This window comes from Marinilabilia sp. (genome assembly GCF_016278715.1).
GTDB lineage: Bacteria > Bacteroidota > Bacteroidia > Bacteroidales > Marinilabiliaceae > Marinilabilia.
Genome location: NZ_JADQBH010000158.1, coordinates 19979 through 27882, shown reverse-complemented (window position 1 = coordinate 27882; position 7904 = coordinate 19979). Strand labels below are relative to the sequence as shown.

4 protein-coding genes and 1 tRNA gene are annotated in these 7904 nt (G+C 41.1%); 4 read left to right on the top strand and 1 reads right to left on the bottom strand.

The window, feature by feature from the left end; all coding sequences use genetic code 11:
* From QZZ43_RS10170 to asnB, 3 genes are all read left to right on the top strand, one after another.
* The coding region (locus QZZ43_RS10170; protein WP_291858587.1) for a T9SS type A sorting domain-containing protein at positions 1 to 1691 on the top strand (1691 nt) is incomplete at its 5' end.
* 113 nt (positions 1692 to 1804) lie between these two features.
* Complete coding sequence (serB, locus tag QZZ43_RS10165) at positions 1805 to 3031, top strand: phosphoserine phosphatase SerB (RefSeq protein WP_291858584.1); 1227 nt, start codon at positions 1805 to 1807, stop codon at positions 3029 to 3031.
* A 544-nt stretch (positions 3032 to 3575) separates the two neighbouring features.
* A complete protein-coding gene (gene asnB, locus QZZ43_RS10160; protein WP_291858581.1) occupies positions 3576 to 5162 on the top strand; it encodes an asparagine synthase B in 1587 nt (528 codons plus the stop codon).
* An 800-nt stretch (positions 5163 to 5962) separates the two neighbouring features.
* Here the strand turns inward: asnB and QZZ43_RS10155 are convergent.
* Complete coding sequence (locus QZZ43_RS10155) at positions 5963 to 7201, bottom strand: AI-2E family transporter (RefSeq protein ID WP_291858578.1); 1239 nt, start codon at positions 7199 to 7201, stop codon at positions 5963 to 5965.
* A gap of 383 nt (positions 7202 to 7584) precedes the next feature.
* Between QZZ43_RS10155 and QZZ43_RS10150 the strand changes: the two genes are divergently transcribed.
* Positions 7585 to 7658: transfer RNA gene (locus QZZ43_RS10150), tRNA-Arg, on the top strand.
* Positions 7659 to 7904: the final 246 nt, after the last annotated feature.

The window sequence follows — 7904 nt, the reverse complement described above, 5'->3', positions numbered from 1 at the left end:
CAAACGACCCTTCAGACTCCGAAATAATAATAGATCTTCTGGGAACCGGGTATCATGCTGCAAAAATTGATGTTACACCTCTTAGCATTAGCGACCAGATAACAGAGGGTGAAGAAATCCACAAAACCATCAGCATAAATAACCCGGGTTTAGGAGAAGCACTCAATTACTCACTCACTGTTGATTATCAGGATATTGATAGCGAAAATACTGATGGGGGACCTGATGCAGGAAACTATGTCTGGAACCAATCTGAGATAATTGCCTTCGATTTCTCAGGAGCAATTGAACTGCCTTTAGGCGATGATGATTACCAGGTGGATATCCCTTTGGGCTTTAATTTCAATTATTACAATGAAGAGTTCTCATCAGTAAACATCATGTCCAATGGATGGATTAGCTTTACCGACTATGACACCTGGTTCCCCTCATGTGTCCCTGGAAGTATGGGGGCCGTCGCTCCATTTGCAAGTGACCTGAGCACCTACAATGACAACAGAATCCGATATAAAACAATCGGAACAGCTCCGAACAGGCAGTTTGCCATTGATTACCAAACATCCCTGTTTGGAACGTCAAATCCTGCCCATTTTCAAGTGATTTTAGAGGAAAGCACCAATAAAATCAGATTTCAGTATATTGAGGTGTCCCCCACTTCTGCAAACGTAGGGATAAGTTCCCCCGATGGCACAACCGGAATAGGCTCTTGTGGTAGTGATAATTTGTTTATTTCCTCCGACTTCATAACCACCGGAACAGCCATTGAGTTCTACAAAAGACAGACAAACTGGATATCGTTATCCTCTGTTTCCGGGATTATTGAAAAGGGCGGACAAGCAGATGTGGACGTACTGATGCCCACCAAAAATCTCCCGGCAGGCACCTACACCGCTGTTATAATAGTCCATCACAACGAACCACTGAAATTACCGATAAGTATTCCGATCACTTTAATTATTGAAGAATTAAAAACTTATTCATTAACATTCTACTTTCAAAATCAGTTTGCAGAATCACTTGATGATGTAACAATCATTTTTAACGGGCTCCCGGAATTAGAAGGAGTGTCACAGTTCACAAACCTCCCAGCAGGTGTTTACGAGTATTCCGTAACAAAAGAGGGCTATAGTCAGGGTGAAAATGCCAGCGGAGAAATTGTTATCGAGAACAGTGATGTCGCCATTGATGTAACTCTGAATGCATTGCTTCATCAGGTTGAACTGATAACATACCCCGCAGGAAGTGGCACAGTTATGGGTGCAGGAAGTTACTATACCGACCAAACAGTTTACTTTGAAGCTTTACCTGCAGCTGGTTTTCAATTTTTTAACTGGACCGATCAGGACAATAACATTGTGACAGAGCAGGCCGGTTATTCTTTTTCAATGCCCCCCCACAGTGTTACTTTAACAGGTAATTTTGGTGTCTTTTCCTCATCCAAAAATTTAACGGATTCAAAGGTATTTGTTTACCCCAACCCCGCCGACGATGCAATTCAGGTTAGTATTGCGAACCCGGAGCAGGTAAAATCCATAGAAATTTTAAGTTCTAAAGGACAACTAATTAAGAAGTCTCAAAAACGGGAGAACGAAACATTCACCATCTATATCGGAGATTTAAGCCCCGGCACTTATTTACTAAAAGTGAATTATGAAAACGAGGTCAGTCACTTCAAATTTGTTAAAAAATAGTCAGGAACCAATTTATATTTAGAGATTCATATTTTTTCCGCTTACAAAATTCAGATTTCAGCGACGTGAACAGTATCTTTGCAGAAAATTGAATATAAAATCAATAAAGCAGGATGGTGAGTCACAAAAGAGAAGTCATTTTAGTAAACATCAGCGGTGAAGATAAACCGGGCCTTACATCGGCCCTCACCGACGTTCTGGCCCATTACAATGTCAACATTCTGGATATTGGCCAGGCCGTTATTCATCAGGATCTGGGTCTGGGAATTTTGTTCGAAGTGCCGGCAAAATCGGAATCCTCACCCATATTAAAAGACCTTCTTTTCAAAGCTTATGAGATAGGATTGAATGTTAAATTTACGCCTATTACCGAAGAGCAATACAAAAACTGGGTTGATCGTCAGGGAAAAGAACGATACATTATCACCCTCCTTTCACCCAAATTAACAGCCCGTCAGCTGGCAACCGTTACCAAGGAAATTGTCGAACAAAACCTGAATATTGACATTATCTCACGCCTGAGCGGGCGGATTCCGCTAAACGACTCACTGGGAAAAGTCAAGTCGGTGGTTGAGTTCTCCGTTCGAGGGACGCCCAATGACATCGAGAAAATGAAAACCCGCTTTATAGAAATTGCAGGCACTAGCGGAGTGGATATTGCATTTCAGGAGGACAACATTTATCGCCGCAATCGACGTCTGGTCTGCTTCGACATGGACTCCACCCTTATCCAGGCAGAAGTCATTGATGAATTGGCTCGAAAAGCAGGTGTTTACAATGAGGTAAGTGCTATCACCGAATCTGCCATGCGGGGGGAAATTGATTTCGATGAAAGTTTCAGACAAAGAGTTGCGCTTCTAAAAGGACTTGATGAATCCGTGATGAAAGAGGTCGCAGAATCTTTACCGCTCACTGAAGGGGCCGAGAGGTTGTTTCAGGTTCTGAAAAAATACGGATACCGCACCGCCATCCTTTCAGGAGGCTTTACCTATTTTGGCAATTACCTGAAAAACAAGCTGAATATTGACTATGTATTCGCCAATGAGCTGGAAATAATAAACGGCAAATTAACAGGGCGCCATCAGGGCGATATCATCAACGGACAGAAAAAAGCAGAACTGCTAAAACTCATTGCTTTCAAAGAGGACATTCACATGGCTCAGGTAATCGCTGTGGGTGACGGCTCCAACGATTTACCCATGCTGCGCGAAGCAGGCCTGGGAATCGCTTTCCATGCCAAACCCAAAGTTAAAGCCTCGGCCCGTCATGCCATTTCCACCATCGGACTGGATGCCATTCTTTATTTGCTGGGATTCAGAGACAGGGAAATAAATTTATAGAAAAAGGACACTGCTGTTGGCTGTTGGCTCTTAGCTCTTAGCTCATAGCTCTTGGCTCGTAGCTGTTGGCTCTTAGCTCTTAGCTCGTAGCTGGTTGCAGTTGGCCGGCAGGAACAGATAATGTAGAATAAACCGGACACCTATTATTCTGAATAAAAAAGGGAGAACCACCATCGGTGTGTCTCTTTTTTTTGCTTGTTTCGCTTAAATTGGCCCAACCACCGGGCAATCATCTGATTCCCATAGAACATTTCTCCCCCTAGCAACAACGCCTCGCAACATCCTCACTATGAATCATCTAGAGCAAAACAACAAATAAAACTACCTCTCTGATTACAAAACCTTTAAGTCATAACATCCGGGCGTTTAGGCTTTTTATTAAGTACTAGTGTAATAAAAACATCAAAACAATCGGATTATAACTTTTTTGCAGTTATTTGTGTCATTTCAATAGCATTTTGTTTGTTTATTGTTTTAATTTATTACTTTTGCTCACAGAAACATTACAATTAATTATTTACTGGAACAATTAAAACCGATTACCATGTGTGGATTTGCTGTTTACACCGGAGATGACCAGATGCTAAAGTTGCAGCTGGCCCATGATTTTAGAAGCCTGCAATACCGGGGCCCCGATAATACAATCATGAAAGATCTGGGCAATAATGGCTGGATAGGATTTCATCGATTGAAAATAATGGATCTCTCCAATAATGGTAATCAGCCTCTGGAGTACCAACACGTCAAACTTGTTTGCAACGGAGAAGTTTACAACTTCAGAGAAATACGGGAAACTTATGAAAAGGCTTTTCCCTTTCAGTCGTCAAGCGACTGTGAAGTGATGATTCCCCTATACCTTGAAAAAGGAATAACTGGAATGGCCCAATCGCTGGATGCTGAGTTTGCCTGTGTCATTTACGACGAAAAAAAAAGCAAATTCATGGCTGCCCGTGATCCCATTGGTATTCGACCCATGTTTTATGGTTACACAGCCGAAAAAGACATCCTTTTCGCCAGCGAAATGAAAGCACTTCATGATATTTGCGAAGAGATCAGCCCCTTCCCTCCCGGCTATTGCTATGATGGAGAACAGTTTGTGTGTTATCATGACATTGCCAGTGTGGAGCAATTTCATGATGATGAACAGGAAACGATCTTCAGAGAAATCAACAAAAAACTAACCAAAGCAGTTGAAAAACGCATGGACAGTGACGCCCCTTTGGGGTTTCTGCTGAGTGGCGGATTGGATTCCAGTCTGGTTTGTGCACTTGCGGCCCGAATGACCGACAAGCCCATACGTACTTTTGCTGTGGGTATTGAGGATGGCCCAATTGACACAAAATATGCCCGTCAGGTAGCCGATTATCTGGGTACCGACCATACAGAAGTTTTATTCACTAAACAAGATATCTTTAATACCCTGAGTACGCTCATTTACAACACTGAAACCTGGGATATCACTACAATTCGTGCCTCAATGGGGATGTACCTGGTCAGCAAATACATTCATGAAAATACGGATATTAAAGTACTCATGACAGGAGAAATCAGTGATGAGATTTTTGGTTACAAATACACAGACTTTGCTCCATCACCCGAAGCCTTTCAGAAAGAAGCAGAGAAAAGACTTCGTGAAATTCATAGATACGATGTACTGCGGGCAGACCGATGCATTTCATCTAACGGTCTGGAAGCACGTGTCCCCTTTGGCGACCTGGATTTCGTAAAATACGTGATGGCCATTCAGCCCGAAAAGAAAATGAACTATACCGGCATTGGCAAATATCTTTTGCGCAAAGCTTTTGAAGGTGACTTACTACAACACGATATTCTTTATCGCGAAAAAGCCGCTTTTTCGGATGCGGTTGGCCATAGTTCAGTCGATTACCTGAAGGCCTATGCCGCCGAACTTTACAGTGATGAAGATCTACAAAGAGCTAAAGGGAAATATACATTTGCCACCCCCATCTCCAAAGAATCATTGATGTATCGTGACATTTTCGAGAGCCATTTCCCTGGTCGCGCTGATTTAATTAAAGACTTCTGGATGCCCAACAAAGAGTGGGAAAACTGTGACGTGGACGATCCAAGTGCAAGGGTTCTTCCAAACTATGGAAAGAGTGGGGAATAGAGACCCCCTAAATCCCCCAGGAATAGGCCCCAAAATTCCAACAAAGAAGACTAAAAAAGGGTTGGGAGTTCGGGGTTGGGAGTTCAGGGATGTGAGCCTCCAGAATTCAGCACTACATTGAAGTACAGAAAAAATGTAAAACAACCAAAAAATACCGGTCCATAAATGTTAGAGGTTTTGGACTCGGATAAGTCCGGAAGCATTTGGGTTTTTGACTTCCCAAAGCTTCCGGCTACTTTCCGGACCTTCTCCAACAAAGGAACGAACATATGAAATACCGTTAAATACCTAAACTGTGAGAAAAAATCCGGAGTTCCCTGTTTTAACCAGACAGGGCAAACTACCGGATTTATTCTTTTAAAGTAAATACTATCCTAACCTGCATTATCCACAAATAATCTATTCCGATGTCCAACTATCTGCAAAATACAACCGTCCTCAATAAAATGGATCTGAAAATAATTTATTATTTCCTACATCCATTTTCTCTGCGGTTGATTGTATTTCTTGATATTTGAACTTCTCATCACGATAATTCATAAATAAAGCAGGCTAAATAATTTTCTATAATATATATCCAGGACAGATGTGATTTATAATTAAAAATTCATTCTACTCAATACAATAGTCCGTTAAGCTTTTGTAATCACCTAATGCTTAATTGTTTATGAATTGCCAGGTATTTGTTCCAACTATCAGTTTATCAATGTTATAGGATTCATCTTGAATCTTATATCTAAAAATCTAACGATCTATTACAATATGAACAAGTCTTTAATTAATCCTTTACCAAATAAGATTTACTTCCCAATTTTGTTCTTCACCCATTTTTTAATTTTTTCCGCAATCCCCTCATCGTTATCTGAAACGTCTCTTTCATCCAACGCGTACCCAAATGGACGCAGGGGCTCAATATTGTCAAGGACTACCTTCATGATTCCCAGCAAAGGTATTACGAGCAACATACCCATGAGGCCCCACACGATGCTTCCCAACACTACTCCTACAATAATGACGACTGGATTAAGTTCTACCTGATCACCAACTACATAAGGTTCTAGCAAATAGCTCTCTATAAACTGAATAAGTGCAAACGAAATGGCAATACCCACCAACTGTGCGGTATCACCACCCGATACAAATGACATACCAATTGCAAGTCCAAAGCCCACGATATTTCCAACATAAGGTAGTAATGAAAACAATGCTGCCAGCAAGGCTATAAATATAGCATATTCAATACCTGCAATAGAAAAAGCAATCAAATACAATGCGGCCAAAACCCCAATGAGGATAAATCTTCCAATAAGGTATTTTTGGGCAACTTTTGAGGATTTTCCTATAACTTCTCTGACATGTTCTCTTTTTTCCTCGGCAAATAATCCAATGAGGGCATTTTCAAATTTCGTTTGATAGTACATAAAAAAGAAAATGTAAACCAATATCAGCATCAAATTGCTGATAAAACTAAATATATTGGTTACAATTCCGGAAAGAGCTTTTTTTATAGTCTCCAGACTTAGCCCGGAAGTCTGCTCCTGAGTTTGCTGTTTGTCTTTCTCCTTCTGGCCATTTTCACCCTGGCCATCATCCGGTTGTGCTTCCTGTTGCTGACTATCAGAACTGGCTGAGGCCACCTCCTTTTGATTTGATGCTTGTGAATTATCCTCTTCCTTTAATTGTTCAATCGAGCCCTTCAGTTTCTCGTCATAAAACTTTTGCACCTTCTCTATTTTTGGCCGTAAGGCTTTTTCTATTTGCGACCAGTTTTGTACTACCTGATTGGCCTGCGCCGCCAGAAGAAATATCACAAACGCAATAAAAAGCACCACAACAAGGTCAGACAAAAGCACAGCCCACACCCTTTTCACGCCCCATTTCATCAACTTTTGGGCAACAGGATTCATTAACATAGCAAGTATCACCGCCGTTACCACCGGAATCAGGAAACCCTGCCCCGACACCAAACCATGAAAGAGGAAATATAAGCTCCCCAGCAGTAAAAAGGCAGAAAGAAGTATTTTTAATCGTATGCCCATAACATGTCGATTTAAGAATTATTATTACCTCTGGGAACTAAACACAACCACCAATATCAGATTAACAACCCGATTATCAGCCTTTTGTTCATTACCAGAGAGAATTTTTGTTTGTTCTGCTGAAAAGCCTGAATCTTTGTTTGCCATGCTTCAATGGGGCTTTCGTTTGAAATCCTGTTAACAATTCCAAAACCCGGAAAACCTCATTGTTAGAAACTTATTAAATATAAACCTTAAAAAAACACTATTCAACCAAAAAAATCTAAGCAAACATGAAAATGAAACTTCACCTGAAAGGCCCTGGTAAAAAATCACATTTAACCACCGCCCTACCATGGTCTTTAATAACTTTTTTCTATCTTTGCACCGCATTTGAGCAAAATGGTCCGGTAGCTCAGCTGGATAGAGCAACAGCCTTCTAAGCTGTCGGTCGTGGGTTCGAATCCCGCCCGGATCACATCACAACATTCATCCAAACACAAAAAGCTGTAAATCGTTTGATTTACAGCTTTTTCCGCTTTTGGCCCATTCATTAAAAACCATCAAAAGACACCATGATGGTGAACAAATCGTCAAACATTTAACTCACCTCTTTAAACATAAGTCATGAACCTCATGTACCATTTCCCACAAGACCAAACACCTCATTTCATCAAACCATGCCGTGATGTTGCTTTTGAGTTTAAAAAAGAAGGACCTGATG

What these genes read in the sequence shown, in the direction of transcription:
- asnB (WP_291858581.1), top strand. Translation starts at nt 3,576, where the DNA reads ATGTGTGGATTTGCTGTTTACACCGGAGATGACCAGATGCTAAAGTTG.
- QZZ43_RS10155 (WP_291858578.1), bottom strand. Translation starts at nt 7,201, where the DNA reads ATGGGCATACGATTAAAAATACTTCTTTCTGCCTTTTTACTGCTGGGG.
- serB (WP_291858584.1), top strand. Translation starts at nt 1,805, where the DNA reads ATGGTGAGTCACAAAAGAGAAGTCATTTTAGTAAACATCAGCGGTGAA.